We start from the raw sequence: 18,012 nt of genomic DNA, 5'->3' as shown, positions 1-18,012 counted from the left end.
ATGCCTAGTGCTAGTCATTAATAGCGCTCTCTTTATTTAGATGTATAGAGACCCCGCCACGGCGCGTGGAGCCATAGCTAAATAGGTAATGATACTTCCCGTTGTCTGTTAGAGATTACAGCAAACGAAACAATGAAACGCAATCACTTATTTTTTAAAATAATTATATCTATCAGTTAGTTATTTATTGCTCACCTTTCACTTTAACCACAACCGAAAGATGGCGATTGATAAACCGAAACCTGTTAATTCGTTATAATTCAGACCGCCGATCTTTTTTCCCGATATTCAATTCGAAAGCCCAGATATTAATTTTTCTTTCCGGGCTTTCCACAATACAAGGTTTAATTTTTCTGACATCGACCTGACACATCACAGTCATAACTTTGGCCTAAGTTTGCAACGACTAGGCCAAGGAGATAACCCGATGTTTAGCTTGGATACCTTGCTACAAGACGCCTTTCCTCACCGTAATCCTCCCGCATGGCAGCGCAGCCTACTGCGAAATCTACTCTTCGAAAAAGAATTCAAACAGTTTGCCGCCGAATATCCACATTTACGGGGTTTGGATCTGATCGAACAGGTAGTGGATTACTTCAAACTGAGTTGTGAACTGGTGGATGGCGATCTGGAGAATATCCCTAGCCAAGGGCCGGTGGTATTAGTGGCTAATCATCCGATCGGTTCATTGGATGGATTAGTGCTATTGCGAGCGGTCGCGGCGGTACGCCCAGATGTCAAAGTGGTCGCCAATCAACTCCTGAGCTATATCGAACCGCTGCGTAGTCTGTTTATCCCAGTGGATAACATTGGCTACAAAACCAATCGCCAGCAGATTGAAGCCATGCAAGCACAGTTGAACCAACAGGGCGTGCTTATCGTGTTCCCGGCCGGTGAAGTTTCGCGTATGAGCGCCAAGGGAATTCGCGATGGTCATTGGCATACGGGTTTCTTGAGATTAGCAGCCAAAGCACGCGCGCCGATAGTTCCGATCCACATCAGCGCCCGTAACAGCAACCTGTTTTACTGCGCGTCTATGCTCTATCGGCCACTGTCGACGTTGTTGCTAGTACGTGAAATGTTCCAACAGCGTGGCGGGCGGATTAAGTTACGTGTTGGTGGGCGTATTCCGTTCACCCATTGGCATGACGGACACACCAGCGCCAAAGATTTAGCTGAGCGTTTTCGCCGTCATGTATACCGTTTGGGGCAGGGTAAAACCGGGCTGTTTGCCAGCGAATCACCGATCGCGTTACCCGAGGATCGTTTGGAGCTGAAAAAGGCGCTGGCGGCCTGCGAATTATTAGGTAAAACACCTGATGGTAAGGTGATCTATCTCTATCAACGTGGGGATGAAACGCGTTCACCGATCTTGCGTGAGTTGGGCCGTTTACGTGAAATCGCCTTCCGTGCGGTAGGCGAAGGTTCTGGTCGGCGTCGCGATTTAGACAGCTATGACGACGACTATTATCACCTAGTTCTGTGGGATGATAGCGAACTGGATATTGTCGGAGCCTACCGTTTTGTCCCTACGAAAAAACAAATACAGAACAAAGGGTTGGATAGCATCTACAGCAACAGCTTGTTCCATTACGATCGTGACATGGCACCGATTTTGGAACAGGGTATTGAACTGGGGCGCAGCTTTATTCAACCCGCCTATTGGGGAAAACGTGGGCTCGATTATCTGTGGTTGGGCATCGGTGCTTATTTAGCGAAATATCCGCAATATCGCTACTTATTTGGCCCGGTCTCGATCTCCGGTGGGATGCCGGTGGCCGCGCGTGATTTATTAATCGCTTTCTATCGACTGTATTTTTCACCCGATCATGCAATGGCACAGTCACGTCAACCTTACCCGGTTTCATTACCTCAAATACTCGAGCAATTTATCGGTAATGATTATCAAGAGGATTTGACGCGCCTGAAAAGTTTGTTAAGTAATATCGGGTGTTCAATCCCGACATTGTATAAACAATACACCGAACTTTGTGAACCCGGTGGAGTGCAATTTATCGATTTCGGCACCGATCCGGCCTTCAATAATTGCATTGATGGCTTAGTTTTAGTGGATTTAACAAAGCTTAAACCTTTGCGTTATCAACGCTATATTGCCGTTCATCGCTGTTAATTATTATTGCCAGTCAGTTCCTGATCATATTCGCTTACTATTTGACATTAAGATTAGTCCCAGTGATTATATCTGTTGGGAAATAGTTTGCGTCAATAGAAAAAGTCAGGAGAGACGATGGAGCACGTTGATAACGGACTGTTTATCAAGCAGGAGCGTTTTGAAGTTTTGGCTTTATTACGTGATATCTGTAAACAACGCACGCCGCTGCGCGTAGGTAATCAGCAACAACAGTTCCACAGCCAGCTACTGAGTGTTGCTGCCGATCAGATCCTGTTTGATGGTAGTGAGGCCGCTCTTGATAGCCCGGGTGGTTTCGATGTCGTCATTGAAAGTCATGATGCGAAAGTCGAATTCTCAGTTGAAACTGTGGAGTTGACCGAATATCACGGTAGCCCGGCTTACTCTGCACGTTTACCGCAAGAACTGGTCTATATTCAACGCCGTCGCCAACTTCGTATCACAACCCCCTATTGGCGTGAGTTTTTTTGCAGCGGTGAATATGCTGATGGCTCGGTTTACCAACTACGTATCCACGATCTTTCTGCTGGCGGTGTAGGTTTGCACATCGATAGTTCGCTACCCGCAACAATGGGGGTGGGTTTTTTGTTCAAAAAGGCGATATTGGATTTAGGGGATTACGGCTGTTTTAAAGTCAATATGGAATTAATCGCCATCAATGACGATCAAACGATCGACGAAAAAAGTGGAGACATGCAACTATTTACCCGGCTATCTTGTCGTTTCCTGAAATTAAGCCTAGCTACCGAGCGTAAAATTCAAAGCGCAGTATATGCTTTTGAGTTGGATTTTAATAAAAAGAAAAAGCGTTAAACGGAAAGGCGCAATCTTGCGCCTCCGGTTGATTTAATTACTGCAATCTGCGCAAACTGCCGATCTCTTGCCAGCCACATTGCTCCGCTTCGACCAATACCGCACACACCTCATCGCTGGTTGTCGCGATCGCTTGTTCGATTTGTTCTCCTTTCAGCAAATGGCTGACCAGTAGCGCGGTAAACAGATCGCCAGTGCCTTTTACTGCCGATTTAACTTTGGTATGAGTAAAGCTCAGCGCTTCCTCTTTATTGACCAATAACATGCCGATTTCATTGTCTTGCGCTACACCGGGTGCGCTCGTGACTAACACCCATTGCGTATGGCCGTGCAATAACGCCCGTGCGGCATCGAGGGTTTGTTCGCGGGTAGACAAAGTTTGACCACTCAGTTGCTCCAACTCAAATCCATTCGGTGTCAAGCCATTGGCGATTTGCAGAAAAGGGGAACGATAACAATCGACAATGCCGGGCTGAACATACACACCTTCGCCATAATCGCCCATAACCGGATCGATATAAATTTGGATCTCCGGATTGAGTGCGCGAACTTGTGGCAGCCATTGCGCCAGAATCTGGCACTGTTCCGCATTGCCCAAATAGCCAATGATTAGCGCTCGCGTTTGCTGTACCACACCGCGTGTAATCAAATCGGTCAAAAAACCTTGGAACCACGTTGCAGGGATCACGCCACCGCTCAGTGCGCCATAATAGGGTGGGCAACCGAATAACACGCTAGGAACCTGCAAAACTTCCAACCCTCCTTTCAGCAAAGCACGATAGGCAATACCGTTACCCACACTGCCATAAACCACCTGTGACTGAATACTAATGACGTCGATTAACGGTGGACGTAATGTCGAATGCGGCATGGATTAATTCCTTTTTTCGATTTTATCGAGCCATTGTGCAAAAACTTGCTGTGCCCGTTTTTCCGATTCTGCGCCATAACGTGCTGCTTGATCACGAATTTTTTGCGCAGCGATGCCGGCTAATTCCAATTCACAGGCATGACCAATTAACCAACGTTCAATATCATGATGATCGGCTTCGAGATGAAATTGCAAACCGAGGGCGAAACCCTGATATTCAAATGCCTGATTGTGGCAAATCTCGGTACTGGCCAAACATTGCGCCCCCGGTGGGATCATAAACATATCACCATGCCAATGCAGAACTGCGGCATCTGACAACGCGGCTAATGGATTATTATCGAGCGGCGCAAGTTGCATTGAAGCGAAACCAATCTCTTTCACACCTAACGACACCACTTCTGCACCCAGCGCTTGAGCGATCACCTGCGCACCTAAACAGATGCCGAGAATAGGTCGCCGCTGCTGGAGCCTCTTTTGTACTAATGCCAACTCATCATCCAGAAATGGATAGTCCTTCTGCCCAGCAAAATGCTGAGCGGCGCTGATGGGGCCACCGAGCATCACTAACAGATCGGTGCTGTCATTATCGATTGCGTTGATGTCATCGCGCCCAGCATCGTAATAATCGAGCTGGTAGCCGCGTAAAGAGAGTATTGAGCCGAGAATACCCAAATTTTCAAAATTTACGTGACGGATAGCGACCGCTTTTTTCACCATGACTAAACCTCCGAATTGATTGGGCAGGGTTCCAGCACCAGTGAGTCACCCAACACGCTAATGCCATGCGAACCACTTTGATAAACAATCCGGTGTTCTTTTACCTGATTGATTTTTAAATCATAACCTTGTTCCGTAGGGAATAATTCCCGGGCTTGTTGTAACTGGCTGGCGGCCCAAGGAGTGAGCATATGTAATTGGCCAAATGCTTTACCGGCATACTGGATATCGAGCACGTAATGTTTTTCCATTTTTAGGCCTTACCTTGGTTGCCAAAATTTGCTAGCCTTATTTGTATTAGTTCAAATGAGGATATGTATGAGTTCATTGTATGCAAAAGGAAGCAGTGCTGTCCAGATAGCTGAAAAAATCATCGCGCAGATTAAAAACGGTGAAATCAGGGCCGGTGAGTTATTGATGCCCGTACGTCAACTGGCTAAGGAAATCGGGGTTAACCCGAATACCGTCGCTAGTGCTTATGCTAAATTGCGTGATGCTGGATGGGTTGCCACTCGTGGGCGAGCAGGCACTGTGGTGTTAGAAAAACCGATGGTCAGTGTGTGCAGTGCATTGTATGTCCCTGAAGGGATGCTCGATCTAGCCTCTGGCAATATAGATGCCAAATTACTGCCACGGCTGACGCTGAGCATGGATGAATTACTTCCACAGCAAACGGGTTACGACGTGGCGGGGGATTTACCCGCGTTGCGGGCAGTTGCGAGTGAGTGGATCGCCACGCAGGGCGTTAATACGCAGACCATGGCGGTATTCTCTGGCGCATTAGACGCAATAGAAAAATCGTTACGCTGTCACTTAAAGCCGGGGGATACAGTATGGGTAGAAGATCCTTGTTGGCCACCGTTGTTGACGTTGTTACGTCATTTACGCCTCAAACCATTGCCATTGCCAATCGACGAACAGGGTTGCCGCTTACCGGCAGAGAACAGCGAACGAGCGGGCGCGGTGATTTTAACGCCACGCGCTCAGAATCCCACGGGCATGACACTGAGTGCCGCACGGGCGCAAGCATGGCGTGAGTTTTTTGCTCAACACCCGGCTTGTTTGCCGATCGTGGATGATTTTTGGGGGCCATTGTCGCAACAACCGCTCAATCTGCCATTCAGTGGCGATAACGGTGTGTATGTGCTGTCGGTGAGTAAATTCCTCGGGCCGGATCTGCGAATTGCGGTCTGCTGCGGCAAACCTGAACTATTACAGGCGATGCGTGCCGACCAATACATCAGTGAGCGCTGGGTCAGCCATGTCTTGCAGCAGATCACCGCTAACTTATGGCGACAATCAGTCGAGTTGTTGCAACGTGCACGGCAAGAATACCAACAACGGCGGCAAGTGCTGGTCGAGAAACTGTTTACTCTGGCAGGCGTACGCTTACCGGCGGGAGAAGGATTACATATCTGGTTGCCGATTCGTTCCGAAGCTGTCGCTAGCCAGATCATGGCGCAACGCGGTTGGTTAGTACAAAGTGGTGAACCTTTCCGTTTGAAAAGCACGCCAGCCATTCGTATCAGTTTGGCCAATGTCACGACTGAGCAATTGGATGCGTTAACGTTGGATATTAGCGCCGCGATTGCTGTTCATGGACAGGTGAATTAATTATTTAAAACAATGAAATACACTCGATACCCTTGAAGTTGGATCTTTATTTTTGATTGGCTCATCCATGAGCCTCAAGATGTTACCTCCGGGCGCGCAAGCACGGTTAAAATCGATGCTTGCTGCTACCTTGATGCAACTTCAATTATTGGGTTAACGTCATTCTTATCTGGTCGCCAGTCTCTAACTTATAATCACAATAAGTTAAGCTATTATTTTCCGTAGGAACACCATCTTTATTTAATAACTCTTTGACTTTACTTCCTTTATCAGCCATAGGATCAAAACCTTTCCATTGACAACTTTGTTCGGAAGGAGAGCAATAAGCCATACTCTTAATCCCATCACTTTCTTCTTCCTTCGTTGCAACGATGCTTTCCGGTTTGGGGCACTCTTTTGCAGCGGCTATGCTAGAAAAAGATATCATTCCCAAAAAGAGAGATAATACAATAGTCCTATCCATGAAAACTCCTTAACAATTTCTATGCAGTGAATGGAGATTTAAAAATAGTCTAGATGTGAGTATGCGCAAGGATTAGGCTGTAAAAAGCCTTTTTTACGATGTAAAAACAAGATTAACCGTGTATTTAATAATGGTATTTCACGGTAAAATTCGGCTTGGATGTGTAGTTTTTATGAAGTATTACTCGCGGTTAGCATTAGCTCCCACGAAACTCTCGGCGATAACGGGAAGGAGTGGTATTCAACTTACTGAGGAAGTGACGGCGTAACGAAGTTGATGAGGCAAAACCAGCATATCCCGCGATCAAATCGATAGGTTGATCGGTTTTTTCCAAGAAACGTTGAGCCACCCCCAAACGCTGATTGAGCAACCACTGTGAAAAATTGGTGCCCACCGAGGCAGTAAAACGGCGGGTGAAGCTGCGGCGGCTCATACAGGCTTTATCTGCCAACAGATCGAGACTGAGTTCTTGCGTCAGGTTTTCCGTCGCCCAATTTAGCGCATCGACAAAACGATCGCCGCCCGCGGTGTTATACACTGGCTGTTCAATGAATTGCGCCTGTCCGCCTTGGCGATGCGGTGGCACCACCAGTTGACGTGCGATAGCCACCGCCACATCAACACCGTGCATTTCCCGCACCAGATGCAGACAACAATCGATGCTGGCGGCGGTACCCGCCGAAGTTACTACATCACCATCATCGATATACAGTACGTCTTTATCGATTCGCACCGCCGGATAGCGCTGCATAAAATCAGGTGTCCAGCGCCAGTGCGTGGTAGCCGGGCGACCATTTAATAATCCACAGGCCGCGAGCACAAAAGCCCCCATGCACAGACCCACGATTTTTGCGCCACGTTGGTGGGCTTTTAGCAGCGCGGTAACTAATTCCGTTGGCGGGGCGACATCGGGATCATTCCAACTCGGCACCACAACAATATCCGCGCGATCCAAATCGGCAAGTTGATGATCAGCGACGATGGAAAATCCCACGTTGGTGCGTAATGGTCCGGGAGTGACTGAGCAGATGAGTAATTCATACAGCGGCTCCCCCTGAGGAGTCACCGCTTTTTCGAACACCGCGCAAGGCACGGAAAGATGGAAAGGGATAATGCCGTCAAAGACCACAATTGCGATACAAGATTTCATCCTTCTCCCTTATTCCGTGCCAAGCCAGTAGTACTTATGGTGTGACTTTCATTTTCATTACAGCGTCGGTGGTTTTGATTTCGGCAAACACGTCCGCAACGCCAGCTAGTGCTGCTTTTTGCAATGTCTGATGGGATACCACACTACCATCCCAAGCGTCTAGATCGCGAGTCGCGGTCGCATCTTCTGGAATAATCACATTGTAGCCCAAAGGAACCGCATCACGTGCGGTGGATGATACACACATATGAGTCATCAAACCGGTGACCACTAGCTGCTTAATGCCACGCGCTTTCAGTTGTGCATCCAGATCGGTACCCACAAACGAACTCGGCGTGGCTTTGCTGATGATAATGTCTTTTGCTTCAGGTTGCAGATCCTTATGGAACTCGGCAAACACCGAACCCTCGGCAAACAGTGGGCCATCTTTCGGCCCCAGGTGGCGAACAAAGAACACCGGCATATTGTTCTGATGGGCGAAATTCACCAATTTCTTACTGTTTTTCAGGGCTTTCATTCCATCAGGGATCGGCATTTTGCCACTGAAATATTCATTCTGAATATCAATCACCACCAGTGCTGTTTCTTTAGCTGAAAGCTCAGTGGTCGCTGGGGCTCCGCTCAGGGTACGAATGGTTGGAGCCTGCTTTTCGTCGGTCGCCGCCAATGCAGAACCGGAAGCCATCATTGCCAAAATCAGTGTGCTTTTCATCAGTAATCCTCTCATAACATGACCGTCCCGTATTGATATTAACGTGCAGCGTCATTGCTGCGGTACGAGCTCAGTATTCCCTTTATTGGCATTGACTGGCAGTCATCTGCAATACCAAAAACGGTACTTTAAGGCCAAAGTATCACTATGCTTAGCAGTGATCTAATGAGGAGTACACTGATGAAAATCACGCATATTCGCAATGCGACGCAACAGATCCGCTATGCGGGTAAAACCTTTTTGATAGATCCGATGTTGGCGAAAAAGGGAGCTTATCCGGGCTTTGAAGGTACGGCAAATGCAGAGTTGCGTAACCCATTGGTAGAGTTACCGGTAAACGTGGCATCGCTACTGGAAAGAGCTGCGTGATTATGCGCGTGAAAAGAACATCGCTGAAGTTGTGAACGTGCCTGAAGATGGTGCCAGTTTAACGTTTTGATCCAGTTTAGGGTTCGTCCTGAACCGCCTCGGCAAGTAATTCGCGAAAGCGACTGATAATCGCTGACTGGCGCTGTGTGCGCCAAGCCAGATACAACGGGGCACTGAGTTGTACTTGATCATCGATAACCCGATAAACAATACCGTCGCCGCCCATTCTGCGCATTGAAGCTGGCACAATCGATAATCCTAAACCAGCACCGACCAAACTCAGCGTTGCGGGTAGGCGCGGAGCTTCTTGCACAATGCGCGGGCTGAAACCGGCTTGATGGCAGGCAGCCAAGATAGCGTCATACAAACCTTGTCCTGCTGGGCGGCGGTAGAGAATGAAGAGCTCGTTAGCTAACGATGCCAACGGTAATGGCGAGCTGTCGTTATTCGCCAAGCGATGGCCGGGTGGCAATGCAATCAGCATCGGTTCACGCAGCACCGGCTCAATGGTCAACGCGGGAATACCGCTGACCGGCGAACGGATAAAGGCCACATCCAAACGCTCATCGACCAACGCGTCCAACAGTTCATTACTGCCATCCTCCTCCAGTAATGTCGTGATCCCCGGTAAGATCTCGCGGTAACGACGCAAAAGATTTGGTACAAAGGGATGCAACGCGGCAGAACTGGTGAAACCAATCGCCAAATGACCTTGTTCACCACGGCCGGCACGACGCATGGTTTCGCTCAAATGATCCGCTCTAGCCAGCAAATCTCGCGCTTCGTTAAATAGCACGTTGCCAGCTTCAGTGGTACGTACGCCACGAGGGAGGCGTTGTAACAACTGGATGCCAAACTCCTCTTCCAGCCCTTGTAACAACCGGGTTAATGGCGGTTGTTGGATAAACAATCGTTCAGCAGCACGGGTGATATTGCCTTCTTCAACCACCGTGACAAACGCCCGTAGGCGGCGCAATTCAATCATATCCATACCTTTAAAGTATTGTTACTAACTTGGAAATGCATTAGACATCATGGCATGGTGACGCGCATCATACCAGCCATCAAAACAAGTGATGTGGAAGCCGTAATGTCGGAATTAAAAGCAGTAAAAACCACGGAAATCAGCGCGCCGCCGAGCAATGGAGAATTGTTCTATGGCTTTTTGATGTTGGGATTGATGGGCTTCGGTGGCGTGTTGCCACTGGCGCGTCGAATGCTGGTTGAAGACCGTCGTTGGCTGAGTGGCGATCAGTTCACCGAGCTCCTCGGGCTTTGTCAGTTCCTGCCGGGCGGCAACATTATCAATATGTCGGTCGCGGTGGGTATGGAGTTTCGCGGTTTACGCGGGGCACTCAGTGCCTTGTTAGGCTTAATCAGCGCGCCGACGGCGATTGTGGTGGGTCTTGGCGTGATTTATGCCCGTTTTCAGGACGATCCGCATGTGCAACACGTTTTCGCCGGCTTAGCGGCAGCGGCGGCAGGTTTGCTGTTATCCACCGGCTTGAAAATGTTGATCCCATTGCGAGGTAAGTGGTTAGCGTTGCTGATTGCCGCTCTTTGCTTGGCAGCCATCGCTTGGCTGCGTTTACCGTTGTTACCGACCATGTTGGTGTTGACTCCAGTGAGTATTCTGCTGGTTGGGAGAAAATCCCTATGATCGCGGTACTCATCTCACTAGCGATTATCTTCACCGAGCTTTCACTAATGGCGTTTGGCGGCGGCTTCACCATCCTGCCGGAAATGCAGCGTCAGGTGGTGGAGGTTCATCACTGGATGAGCGCACAAGAATTCAGTGCCTTGTTCGCTATGGCGCAGGCAGCACCGGGGCCGAATATGATGATCGTGCCGTTGATCGGTTGGCACGTTGCGGGTTGGGCGGGGCTATTGGTTTCTTCGGTGGCGAAATTCGGCCCATCTTCCATCATTACCATTTTGGTTATGGGCGTATGGAAACGTTTTAAAGATAAGCCGTGGCGGCGGGCGGTACAGGCTGGGTTGATCCCGGTGACGGTGGGTTTGGTGGTTGCCAGCGGTTTGTTGATTGCTCAGGCTTCGGCGACGCATTGGCGCTTAGCGGTGTTGATTCTGGTCGCGGCAGGGTTAGGTATGGTGAAAAAACTCCACCCGCTGTGGGTACTGGCGGGTGGAGCCGTGTTGGGGTTGTTAATTGCGTAGATGGATACTTATAACGTTACAGCGTAACGCTGGTGCGACGTCGCCAGAACATCCCCGGTTTGGAGAACATCACCAAATTACCTAGCAAGATCAAACATAAACCGATCACCGCATTCAAATGCCACTGATAACCTTCGTAAATAGTAGAAATACTCAGCGCCACCAGTGGGAACAGCAAGGTGCTATAAGCGGCGGCGCCAGCACCGATGCGACCCAACAGACTGAAATAGGCAGCGAAAGCAATCACCGAGCCGAAAATCGCCAGATATAACAGCGAGCCAATGTAACGACTGTTGAATTCGATATGGAACGAAGCACCTTGCGCCACGGCAATCAACGTCATCAATATCGCCCCGTAGCTCATGGCATAAGTGTTGGTAGACAGCACATCTAAACCACGGCGCTGATGGCGGCTACTGATCATATTACCCAATGAAAACCCAAAAGTGCCCAAGGCGCTCAAACCAATGCCTTTCAGCAGTTCTGGCGCCATTTGCGTGGCGACCAAATCTTGCCAAAACAACGCCACGATACCGGTCAAACCCAGTGCTGCTGCGGGTAACAGATTCGGGCTAGGGCGCTGACGGAAGAAAATCAACCCGTTGATAGCATTGAATAGCACCGCCATCGAGAAAATCACGGATTCCAGACCGCTATTGATATAAGCAGCGGCCTGATAAAAACAGTAGAAGTTGAAGCCAAATACACAGCAGCCCTGCAACACGCAAAACAGATGGTCGCGTAGGCTAATACGACGTAAACGACGCACCAACAGCAAGACGACCAACATCACTAGAGCCGAAATTAAAAAGCGATAGGCGATCGACACCGTAATGGCGACAGATCCTTCCTGTTGCAACGTAATGGCAATCCAGGTGGTGCCCCAAATCAGCACCACGGCAAGGTACAACAGCACATTCATCATCTCACTCCAGCAAAAAAGACCTAACGCAGTATTGCGGATTTGCCGCACAGCCGCTTGCGGCGCTTTGCGCGTTATTGCATATTCTTGCGCTTTTTTTCACGTTGTGAGCTGGTATGGTGTTGTGTGTCTATTTACACTGAATTAGTTTGCAACAATACAGGTCAACGGATGTCCAGATACAAGCTGTTTGATACATTGCAGGAGCATAAGGCTCAGCTACACAATCACGTGGCGCTGAGCTCTGGCGTGGAACTTGCCGCGTGGTCTAACCGCGATGACCGCGTGACGCAAGAAAGCGCCGATCACCACACGCTGAGTCTGTATATCGCCGATGGCTATGAGTGTTATCACAAAACTCCCGGTGGTTGGCGCAATGGCGGTGGACCAGACCGTTTTTGCATTATGCCGCGCCAGCAGGAATCAACCTGGGATGTGCGCAGCGATCTCTCTTTCGTCCATTTGTATTGCACCGATCAACATCTGCGTCAAATCGTCGAACAGACGTGGGATCGCAGCCCGGCATCAATCAATATAGAAGAGCGGGTGTTTGCCGAAGATGCGCAAATTACGCTGCTCTACCGCCATTTCCTGCTGAATTGCGATTGGCAAGAGAAGGCCAACCAACTGACGTTGAGTAGCGCCAGCACCTTGTTGATGTCACACCTGATTCAGAACTACACGCAATTGCAATGGCGTTTACCGCAGGTTCGTGGTGGCTTAGCGCCAGCGGTGTTACGTCGGGTCTGTGACTATATCGATAGTCATCTCGATCAACCGTTGCTGTTGGCCGATCTTGCGAATCAGGTGGGATTAAGTGAATTCCATTTTGCCCGTATGTTTAAACAAAGTACCGGGTTAGCTCCGCATCAGTTTGTGATGCAGGCACGACTGCGACTGGCCGAGCGATTACTGCGCCATAGTTCACTGCCGCTGATACAAATCGCATTAGATTGCGGTTTCAGCTCCGCCAGTCATTTCAGCAACCGTTTCAAAGCCGCTTATGGTGTAACGCCACAGCAAATGCGCCAAGGGCGTCAATAGGGAGAAGAATATGGAAAAGCAATTCGACGATCTGGACGTATTGTTTATCGCTGGTTTTGGCCCGATTACGCGAGATACCGCTGCGAGTCAGGCTTTCTACCAAAATGGATTGGGATTACCGTTAAAACCGATGGAAGGTAACACCGACTATCTGCTCACCGAACACGGCGCGTTGGACGGTGTTAAACACTTTGCTCTGTGGCCATTGGCACAAGCGGCGGAGTCTTGTTTCGGTAAGGCGCAATGGCCAACCGATTTACCGGTTCCACAAGCGTGGATTGAATTTGATGTTGGGAACATGGAAGATGCCACTCAGAAGCTTATTGACCAAGGCTATCAGGTGCTGATTAACAATCGCGAAGAACCTTGGGGGCAAAGCGTTACGCGCTTGCTCAGCCCCGAAGGGTTATTAGTGGGTGTGACGTTGACGCCATGGTTGCGTAAGTAATCCACCAAACATATTCACCAAAAGACCGACAATCACCACCGCAGCACCAAACACTTGCTGGGCGGACAAGGTTTCACCCAGCAACAGTGCGGCACTCAGAATGCCCACCACGGGCACCAACAATGTCAGTGGAGCAACGCGCCAAGTTTCGTAGCGACCGAGCAGATTTCCCCAAATGCCGTAGCCGATGATGGTGGAAATAAATGCCAAATAAACCAGTGTTAACACCGTTGGCAATTGGATGTTTAGCAAGCTATGCACGATCGCCGCTTGTCCTTCGAACAGCCAAGAACAGGCGAAGAAGGGAATGATGGGCACTAGCGCACTCCAAATCACCAATGACATCACCGGCACTTTGTTATCACGCATGATCACTTTATTGGTGAGATTCCCCACGCCCCAACAGAAGGCCGCCGCCAGCGTCAGTAACATCGTGGTCAGCGTGATCCCGGTGGTGGATTGTCCCGTCATGCCGGACATCGCTAATAACGCCATACCTACCGCAGCAATCACAATGCCGAGTATATGATTCCACTTCAGTTTTTCAGACAGCAACATCGCGCCGAGTAGGATGGTGAAAAAGGCCTGAGCCTGTAAAACCAACGACGCCAACCCGGCTGGCATACCGAGATTGATGGCTAAAAACAGGAATGCAAACTGACCAAAACTGATGCTGAGGCCATAGGCTAGTAACCAACGTAGCGGCATTTGGGGTGGGCGAACAAAGAAAATGGCGGGGAGTACGACCAAGGCAAAACGTAAACCCGCCAGTAAGAAAGGCGGCATAGCGTGCAGGCCAACTTTGATGATCACGAAGTTCACACCCCAGATGACAACAACCAGCAGAGCCAACAGCATATCTTTGGACGACATGACAGAATCCTTTTCTTTTAGACGTAGAGAGAGTTAGACCTCAATCAGCCGTTTGAATAATGTCTGGAATAAACTCTGTTTTTGCGAAAGGAAAGCATGCACCGTAATCAGTGGCTCTTGGTAGGAGTAAAGGATGCGGTAGCCGCCACTAGTGTTACATTCACGGTATTTGTCGCTACCAATTTTTAATAGTTCTGGGCACAGCTGACAACCCATAGGGAAGGTGCGAACTTTAGTTTCAAACTCATTGAGGATCTCCTCAAGAATCGGCGCAGGCGGGATATCATTAGATTTGAGATGATAGATAATATCTTCCAGCGTACTTCTCGCGGTGGCAGTGTACTCAATATCAACCGGTTCCTTCATATTGCTGATCCATTTTTCTTCTGCCAAATTACTTATCTAAGCTGGCAAGCAATTGTTCGCGAGAATAAACTTGACCCTGTTGTTTATCTTTTTCTGATAACGTTAAAAGTTTAAGCAAGATAATGGCATTATCCCGTTGTTTACGCTCTTCATAAGATTCGATCACATAGGCTGGAACGCCATTTTGCGTCACCACAATGGGCTCTGACAGATCGAGAGAGGCGGCGTGTTTTTTCACGTAACTGATAGTTTCAACTTTCATTGCTGTTCCTTATTACGACAATGGACTGAATTTAGTTCATATAAAGACTTGGTACAAGCTTTTCTCATTGGAGGTTACGTTGTCACAAAACGATTCAATCATTACTCTGCGCCCGATGAAGGAAAGCGATCTGGCTGCGGGAGTCGCATTATCGCAATCCGTAGGTTGGGCACATAATCTTGCCGATTGGTCGCAGATCTGGAGTCTAGGTTCTGGTGTCGTCGCGGAAATTGCCAATCAAGTGGTGGGAAGTACGTTGTATTGGCGTTGGGGCGATGAGATTGCCACTGTTGGATTGGTGATTGTTGACCCTAAATGGCAAGGGTACGGAATAGGTAAAAAGTTGATGAACGCAGCGGCGGCTGAATTAGTGGGCTACAACCTACATTTGGTAGCCACGCCTCCTGGCCGCGAACTGTATCTGAGATTAGGTTTCCATGATGTGGGCAACATCAATCAACACTATTGCGGCAGTTTGACTGATATCGCGCCGTTACCGTTGCCCGATGGATTAAGTTTGAGAATAGCCAATGCGCAGGACGCCGAACGTTTACTGGCGTTAGATACGGCAGCACAAGGGATGCACCGATTAACGTTATGGCAAGAGTTACTGGCAAACGGCGAACGCACGTTATTGCTGGAACGCGCAGGCGAAGCGATTGGCTTTACCTGCGTTCGTCGCGCAGGGCAAGGTTACACCATTGGTCCGGTGATAGCCGAAAATGTCGAACAGGCAAATTTCTTGGTTAACCGGCAGTTGCAAGGTTTAACCGGGCAGTTGGTACGTATCGATGTTGACGCCACCAGTGGACTGAGTGAAAAAATTATGGATTACGGTCTGATGGCAAACGCGGTGCGAGTTCGTATGGTGCACGGTGAGCCATTCACTCCGGCAATCGGAGCTCCGCAGTCCTTTACCTTAGTGTCACTGGCGTGGGGATAAGCAGCGAGTCAATCCGCAGCCTTTACGCAGCGGAAACATTTCAACATGCTGAAACATTTATGTCACATCATTAGCAACCTTTCTATTTGGCTAGTGAATTTATAACGCTATGCTTGCCGGCTTTTTCACGCCCTTGTTTATCCTAGGGAAGTGCGACGTCAGACAGGTAAATCGCCACGCATGGCCCTATTAAAAGAAACGCTCCGAGACCATTCTGCCGAAGAAATGTTGTTTATCCGCCGTGCTAGCGTGGCGATGTTATTAGTGTTAGCGGGGTTTTCTGCACTGGTTTTTAACCTGTATCGCCTGCAGATCAAACAACATCAGTTTTACCAAACGCGCTCCAATCAAAACGACATCAAAATGTTGCCGATTGCCCCTACGCGCGGGTTGATATTCGACCGCAACGGTATTCCGTTGGTGCGCAACGTCACCTTGTATCAAATTCAGGTCACACCGAGCAAAATCGCCGATATGTCAGCGTTATTGCAGGAACTCACGCCGATCGTCGATTTAACACCAGAAGAGATCACCAGTTTCCGTGACGATATGTACCATAACAGTCGCTATAAACCGGTCACGTTAAAAACCGGACTTACCGATCAGGAAGTGGCGCGCTTTGCCGTCGATCAATATCGCTTTAGCGGAGTCACCGTCGATACCTATCAACAGCGTGAATATCCGTATGGTGCGCAGTTGGCGCATGTGGTGGGTTATGTTTCTAAAATTAACGATAGCGACTTAAAACGGCTGAGCAAAGAAGGCGTGGCGGAGAACTATGCCGCTGACCACAACATCGGTAAGCAGGGCATTGAGGGATTCTATGAGTCTGAGTTGCACGGCAAAACTGGCTATCAGGAAGTTGAAGTCGACAACCATGGACGCATCATCCGTCTACTAAAAGAACAACCGCCGCAGGCCGGTAAAAATATTTATCTCACGCTCGATCTTCATCTGCAACAGTACATTGAATCGGTGCTGAAAGGGCAACGAGCGGCGGTAGTGTTAGAAGATCCGCGTGACGGCGGTATTTTGGCGATGGTATCCAGCCCCAGTTATGATCCTAATCCGTTCGTTAAAGGTATTGGTTATCAGGCTTATAAATCGTTGCTTAGCAATCCCGATCTGCCGTTGATCAACCGCGTCACCCAAGGACTGTATCCACCCGCTTCAACCGTAAAACCTTATATGGCGCTGTCTGCGTTATTCGCCGGGGTGATCACACCGCAAACTACCTTCTTTGGTGCGCCGACGTGGACGTTACCAGGGACTCAACGCCATTACCGTGACTGGCTGAAAACTGGCCACGGCCTATTGAATGTGACCAAAGCAATCGAAGAATCTGCCGATACCTTCTTCTACCAAGTGGCCTATGAGATGGGGATCGATCGTATTCATACTTGGTTAAGCAAATTCGGTTATGGGCAATCGACCGGTATTGATTTGAATGAAGAATATAGCGGTGTACTGCCAAGCCGAGATTGGAAAATGCGAGTGCATAAAAAGGGTTGGTATCAGGGAGATACCATTTCTGTTGGTATTGGGCAGGGGTATTGGATCGCCACGCCGATTCAAATGGTGAAGGCGCTGACCATTTTGCTCAATAACGGCAAGGTCAAAACACCGCACCTGCTGTATTCCATGCAGCAAGGCAATCATGTCAGCCGTTATCAACAATTGCAGCCGAGTTCGCAAGTTGGCGATCCTAATTCGCCTTATTGGGGCATTGTACGTAATGGCATGTATGGCATGGCAAACTTACCCAATGGGACTGGGTATAAATTGTTCCATACTGCGCCATACCAGATTGCCGCCAAATCAGGGACTTCACAGGTCTTCAGCTTGAAAGAGAATCAGGTCTACAACGCCAAGATGATCCCGGTACGGTTGCGCGATCATATTTTCTACACACTGTTTGCACCGTATAAAAATCCGAAAGTGGCGATGGCGTTGATTCTGGAAAACGGCGGGGGTGATGGTGTGGTTGCAGGGCCGACAGCAAGGGCGATCCTCGACCATATCTTTGAGCCTGCGGCGGTATCAAAAACTGAGTCTGGGGTTAAATCCGAGTTAACCGACAGTGCAGATGTTCAATAATCGAGCTATTTGTTT

The 18,012-nt window shown here is 49.0% G+C and carries 20 protein-coding genes and 1 pseudogene; 10 read left to right on the top strand and 11 right to left on the bottom strand.

The genetic code is table 11. The features are described from left to right. The first annotated feature begins 427 nt into the window (after window positions 1-427). Together olsF and AC3ISQ_RS11110 are read left to right on the top strand one after the other, a co-directional pair. Window positions 428-2,131 (top strand): bifunctional ornithine lipid synthase OlsF, encoded by a 1,704-nt coding sequence (gene olsF, locus AC3ISQ_RS11115; protein WP_489346444.1) that lies wholly within the window; start codon window positions 428-430, stop codon window positions 2,129-2,131. Between the two features lie 117 nt (window positions 2,132-2,248). Next, window positions 2,249-2,965 (top strand): flagellar brake protein, encoded by a 717-nt coding sequence (locus tag AC3ISQ_RS11110; protein WP_489346442.1) that lies wholly within the window; start codon window positions 2,249-2,251, stop codon window positions 2,963-2,965. 37 nt (window positions 2,966-3,002) lie between these two features. Here the strand turns inward: AC3ISQ_RS11110 and pdxY are convergent, their stop codons facing one another. Genes pdxY through AC3ISQ_RS11095 form a run of 3 tightly spaced genes read right to left on the bottom strand, consistent with a single transcriptional unit; the run spans window position 3,003 to window position 4,807 of the window. Further along, window positions 3,003-3,836: a pyridoxal kinase gene (gene pdxY / locus AC3ISQ_RS11105; protein WP_489346440.1), complete on the bottom strand. Its 834-nt coding sequence runs from the start codon at window positions 3,834-3,836 to the stop codon at window positions 3,003-3,005. A gap of 3 nt (window positions 3,837-3,839) precedes the next feature. Continuing rightward, complete coding sequence (locus AC3ISQ_RS11100; protein ID WP_489353238.1) at window positions 3,840-4,553, bottom strand: glutamine amidotransferase; 714 nt, start codon at window positions 4,551-4,553, stop codon at window positions 3,840-3,842. Window positions 4,554-4,558: 5 nt separating this feature from the next. Further along, window positions 4,559-4,807, bottom strand: coding sequence for a hypothetical protein (locus AC3ISQ_RS11095; protein WP_489346439.1), 249 nt, complete (start codon window positions 4,805-4,807; stop codon window positions 4,559-4,561). Window positions 4,808-4,874: 67 nt separating this feature from the next. Between AC3ISQ_RS11095 and AC3ISQ_RS11090 the strand changes: the two genes are divergently transcribed. After that, window positions 4,875-6,170 carry an aminotransferase class I/II-fold pyridoxal phosphate-dependent enzyme gene (locus AC3ISQ_RS11090; RefSeq protein ID WP_489346437.1) on the top strand — a complete coding sequence of 432 codons (1,296 nt, stop codon included), beginning with the start codon at window positions 4,875-4,877 and terminating at the stop codon, window positions 6,168-6,170. A 145-nt stretch (window positions 6,171-6,315) separates the two neighbouring features. Here the strand turns inward: AC3ISQ_RS11090 and AC3ISQ_RS11085 are convergent, their stop codons facing one another. From AC3ISQ_RS11085 to AC3ISQ_RS11075, 3 genes are all read right to left on the bottom strand, one after another. Further along, entirely contained in the window at window positions 6,316-6,633 is a 318-nt protein-coding gene (locus AC3ISQ_RS11085) for a hypothetical protein (protein ID WP_489346435.1), read from the bottom strand. Between the two features lie 196 nt (window positions 6,634-6,829). After that, window positions 6,830-7,783, bottom strand: coding sequence for a GlxA family transcriptional regulator (locus AC3ISQ_RS11080; protein ID WP_489346433.1), 954 nt, complete (start codon window positions 7,781-7,783; stop codon window positions 6,830-6,832). Window positions 7,784-7,817: 34 nt separating this feature from the next. Next, window positions 7,818-8,495 carry a cysteine hydrolase family protein gene (locus AC3ISQ_RS11075; protein WP_489346431.1) on the bottom strand — a complete coding sequence of 226 codons (678 nt, stop codon included), beginning with the start codon at window positions 8,493-8,495 and terminating at the stop codon, window positions 7,818-7,820. A gap of 180 nt (window positions 8,496-8,675) precedes the next feature. On the opposite strand from AC3ISQ_RS11075, the pseudogene AC3ISQ_RS11070 reads away from it, so the two are divergent. Continuing rightward, a pseudogene (locus tag AC3ISQ_RS11070) lies at window positions 8,676-8,849 on the top strand (MBL fold metallo-hydrolase); the annotation flags it as partial. A gap of 91 nt (window positions 8,850-8,940) precedes the next feature. On the opposite strand, the gene AC3ISQ_RS11065 reads toward AC3ISQ_RS11070, so the two are convergent. Continuing rightward, window positions 8,941-9,855, bottom strand: a complete 915-nt coding sequence (locus tag AC3ISQ_RS11065; protein WP_489346429.1) for a LysR family transcriptional regulator — start codon at window positions 9,853-9,855, stop codon at window positions 8,941-8,943. Window positions 9,856-9,954: 99 nt separating this feature from the next. Between AC3ISQ_RS11065 and AC3ISQ_RS11060 the strand changes: the two genes are divergently transcribed. Then, window positions 9,955-10,524: a chromate transporter gene (locus tag AC3ISQ_RS11060; RefSeq protein WP_489346427.1), complete on the top strand. Its 570-nt coding sequence runs from the start codon at window positions 9,955-9,957 to the stop codon at window positions 10,522-10,524. Continuing rightward, window positions 10,521-11,042, top strand: coding sequence for a chromate transporter (locus AC3ISQ_RS11055; RefSeq protein WP_489346425.1), 522 nt, complete (start codon window positions 10,521-10,523; stop codon window positions 11,040-11,042). The genes AC3ISQ_RS11060 and AC3ISQ_RS11055 overlap by 4 nt, the downstream gene beginning before the upstream one ends. A gap of 16 nt (window positions 11,043-11,058) precedes the next feature. On the opposite strand, the gene AC3ISQ_RS11050 is transcribed toward AC3ISQ_RS11055, so the two are convergent. Continuing rightward, window positions 11,059-11,964: a DMT family transporter gene (locus tag AC3ISQ_RS11050; RefSeq protein WP_489353236.1), complete on the bottom strand. Its 906-nt coding sequence runs from the start codon at window positions 11,962-11,964 to the stop codon at window positions 11,059-11,061. Between the two features lie 171 nt (window positions 11,965-12,135). Between AC3ISQ_RS11050 and AC3ISQ_RS11045 the strand changes: the two genes are divergently transcribed. Both AC3ISQ_RS11045 and AC3ISQ_RS11040 read left to right on the top strand, forming a co-directional pair. Further along, window positions 12,136-13,008 carry a helix-turn-helix domain-containing protein gene (locus AC3ISQ_RS11045; protein ID WP_489346423.1) on the top strand — a complete coding sequence of 291 codons (873 nt, stop codon included), beginning with the start codon at window positions 12,136-12,138 and terminating at the stop codon, window positions 13,006-13,008. Window positions 13,009-13,018: 10 nt separating this feature from the next. Next, window positions 13,019-13,456, top strand: coding sequence for a VOC family protein (locus AC3ISQ_RS11040; protein ID WP_489346422.1), 438 nt, complete (start codon window positions 13,019-13,021; stop codon window positions 13,454-13,456). Here AC3ISQ_RS11040 and AC3ISQ_RS11035 read toward each other — a convergent pair. Genes AC3ISQ_RS11035 through AC3ISQ_RS11025 form a run of 3 tightly spaced genes read right to left on the bottom strand, consistent with a single transcriptional unit; the run spans window position 13,418 to window position 14,957 of the window. Continuing rightward, on the bottom strand, window positions 13,418-14,329 hold the full coding sequence (locus tag AC3ISQ_RS11035; protein WP_489346420.1) for an EamA family transporter: 912 nt from the start codon (window positions 14,327-14,329) through the stop codon (window positions 13,418-13,420). The two genes, AC3ISQ_RS11040 and AC3ISQ_RS11035, sit on opposite strands and share 39 nt — an antisense overlap. Window positions 14,330-14,362: 33 nt before the next feature. Then, the gene (locus AC3ISQ_RS11030) at window positions 14,363-14,695 is read right to left on the bottom strand and encodes a type II toxin-antitoxin system RelE/ParE family toxin (RefSeq protein ID WP_489346418.1); all 333 of its coding nucleotides are present in this window, start codon (window positions 14,693-14,695) and stop codon (window positions 14,363-14,365) included. Between the two features lie 28 nt (window positions 14,696-14,723). Beyond that, a complete protein-coding gene (locus AC3ISQ_RS11025; protein WP_489346416.1) occupies window positions 14,724-14,957 on the bottom strand; it encodes a type II toxin-antitoxin system Phd/YefM family antitoxin in 234 nt (77 codons plus the stop codon). Between the two features lie 79 nt (window positions 14,958-15,036). Between AC3ISQ_RS11025 and AC3ISQ_RS11020 the strand changes: the two genes are divergently transcribed. Further along, window positions 15,037-15,900 (top strand): GNAT family N-acetyltransferase, encoded by an 864-nt coding sequence (locus tag AC3ISQ_RS11020; RefSeq protein WP_489346414.1) that lies wholly within the window; start codon window positions 15,037-15,039, stop codon window positions 15,898-15,900. A 180-nt stretch (window positions 15,901-16,080) separates the two neighbouring features. Further along, window positions 16,081-17,997 (top strand): penicillin-binding protein 2, encoded by a 1,917-nt coding sequence (gene mrdA / locus AC3ISQ_RS11015; protein ID WP_489346412.1) that lies wholly within the window; start codon window positions 16,081-16,083, stop codon window positions 17,995-17,997. Window positions 17,998-18,012 lie beyond the last annotated feature (15 nt).

It is taken from the genome of Serratia sp. KH_031, from assembly GCF_057839655.1.
Note: the sequence above shows the minus strand (reverse complement) of the source record. Positions and strands in the feature narration are given on the sequence as shown.

Excerpts from the sequence above, each read along its gene's own strand:
- AC3ISQ_RS11060 (WP_489346427.1), top strand. The coding sequence starts at position 9,955 with ATGTCGGAATTAAAAGCAGTAAAAACCACGGAAATCAGCGCGCCGCCG.
- AC3ISQ_RS11045 (WP_489346423.1), top strand. The coding sequence starts at position 12,136 with ATGTCCAGATACAAGCTGTTTGATACATTGCAGGAGCATAAGGCTCAG.
- AC3ISQ_RS11075 (WP_489346431.1), bottom strand. The coding sequence starts at position 8,495 with ATGAAAAGCACACTGATTTTGGCAATGATGGCTTCCGGTTCTGCATTG.
- AC3ISQ_RS11040 (WP_489346422.1), top strand. The coding sequence starts at position 13,019 with ATGGAAAAGCAATTCGACGATCTGGACGTATTGTTTATCGCTGGTTTT.
- AC3ISQ_RS11065 (WP_489346429.1), bottom strand. The coding sequence starts at position 9,855 with ATGGATATGATTGAATTGCGCCGCCTACGGGCGTTTGTCACGGTGGTT.
- AC3ISQ_RS11030 (WP_489346418.1), bottom strand. The coding sequence starts at position 14,695 with ATGAAGGAACCGGTTGATATTGAGTACACTGCCACCGCGAGAAGTACG.
- olsF (WP_489346444.1), top strand. The coding sequence starts at position 428 with ATGTTTAGCTTGGATACCTTGCTACAAGACGCCTTTCCTCACCGTAAT.
- AC3ISQ_RS11025 (WP_489346416.1), bottom strand. The coding sequence starts at position 14,957 with ATGAAAGTTGAAACTATCAGTTACGTGAAAAAACACGCCGCCTCTCTC.
- AC3ISQ_RS11055 (WP_489346425.1), top strand. The coding sequence starts at position 10,521 with ATGATCGCGGTACTCATCTCACTAGCGATTATCTTCACCGAGCTTTCA.
- AC3ISQ_RS11080 (WP_489346433.1), bottom strand. The coding sequence starts at position 7,783 with ATGAAATCTTGTATCGCAATTGTGGTCTTTGACGGCATTATCCCTTTC.
- AC3ISQ_RS11090 (WP_489346437.1), top strand. The coding sequence starts at position 4,875 with ATGAGTTCATTGTATGCAAAAGGAAGCAGTGCTGTCCAGATAGCTGAA.
- pdxY (WP_489346440.1), bottom strand. The coding sequence starts at position 3,836 with ATGCCGCATTCGACATTACGTCCACCGTTAATCGACGTCATTAGTATT.
- AC3ISQ_RS11085 (WP_489346435.1), bottom strand. The coding sequence starts at position 6,633 with ATGGATAGGACTATTGTATTATCTCTCTTTTTGGGAATGATATCTTTT.
- AC3ISQ_RS11095 (WP_489346439.1), bottom strand. The coding sequence starts at position 4,807 with ATGGAAAAACATTACGTGCTCGATATCCAGTATGCCGGTAAAGCATTT.
- mrdA (WP_489346412.1), top strand. The coding sequence starts at position 16,081 with ATGGCCCTATTAAAAGAAACGCTCCGAGACCATTCTGCCGAAGAAATG.
- AC3ISQ_RS11050 (WP_489353236.1), bottom strand. The coding sequence starts at position 11,964 with ATGAATGTGCTGTTGTACCTTGCCGTGGTGCTGATTTGGGGCACCACC.
- AC3ISQ_RS11035 (WP_489346420.1), bottom strand. The coding sequence starts at position 14,329 with ATGTCGTCCAAAGATATGCTGTTGGCTCTGCTGGTTGTTGTCATCTGG.
- AC3ISQ_RS11110 (WP_489346442.1), top strand. The coding sequence starts at position 2,249 with ATGGAGCACGTTGATAACGGACTGTTTATCAAGCAGGAGCGTTTTGAA.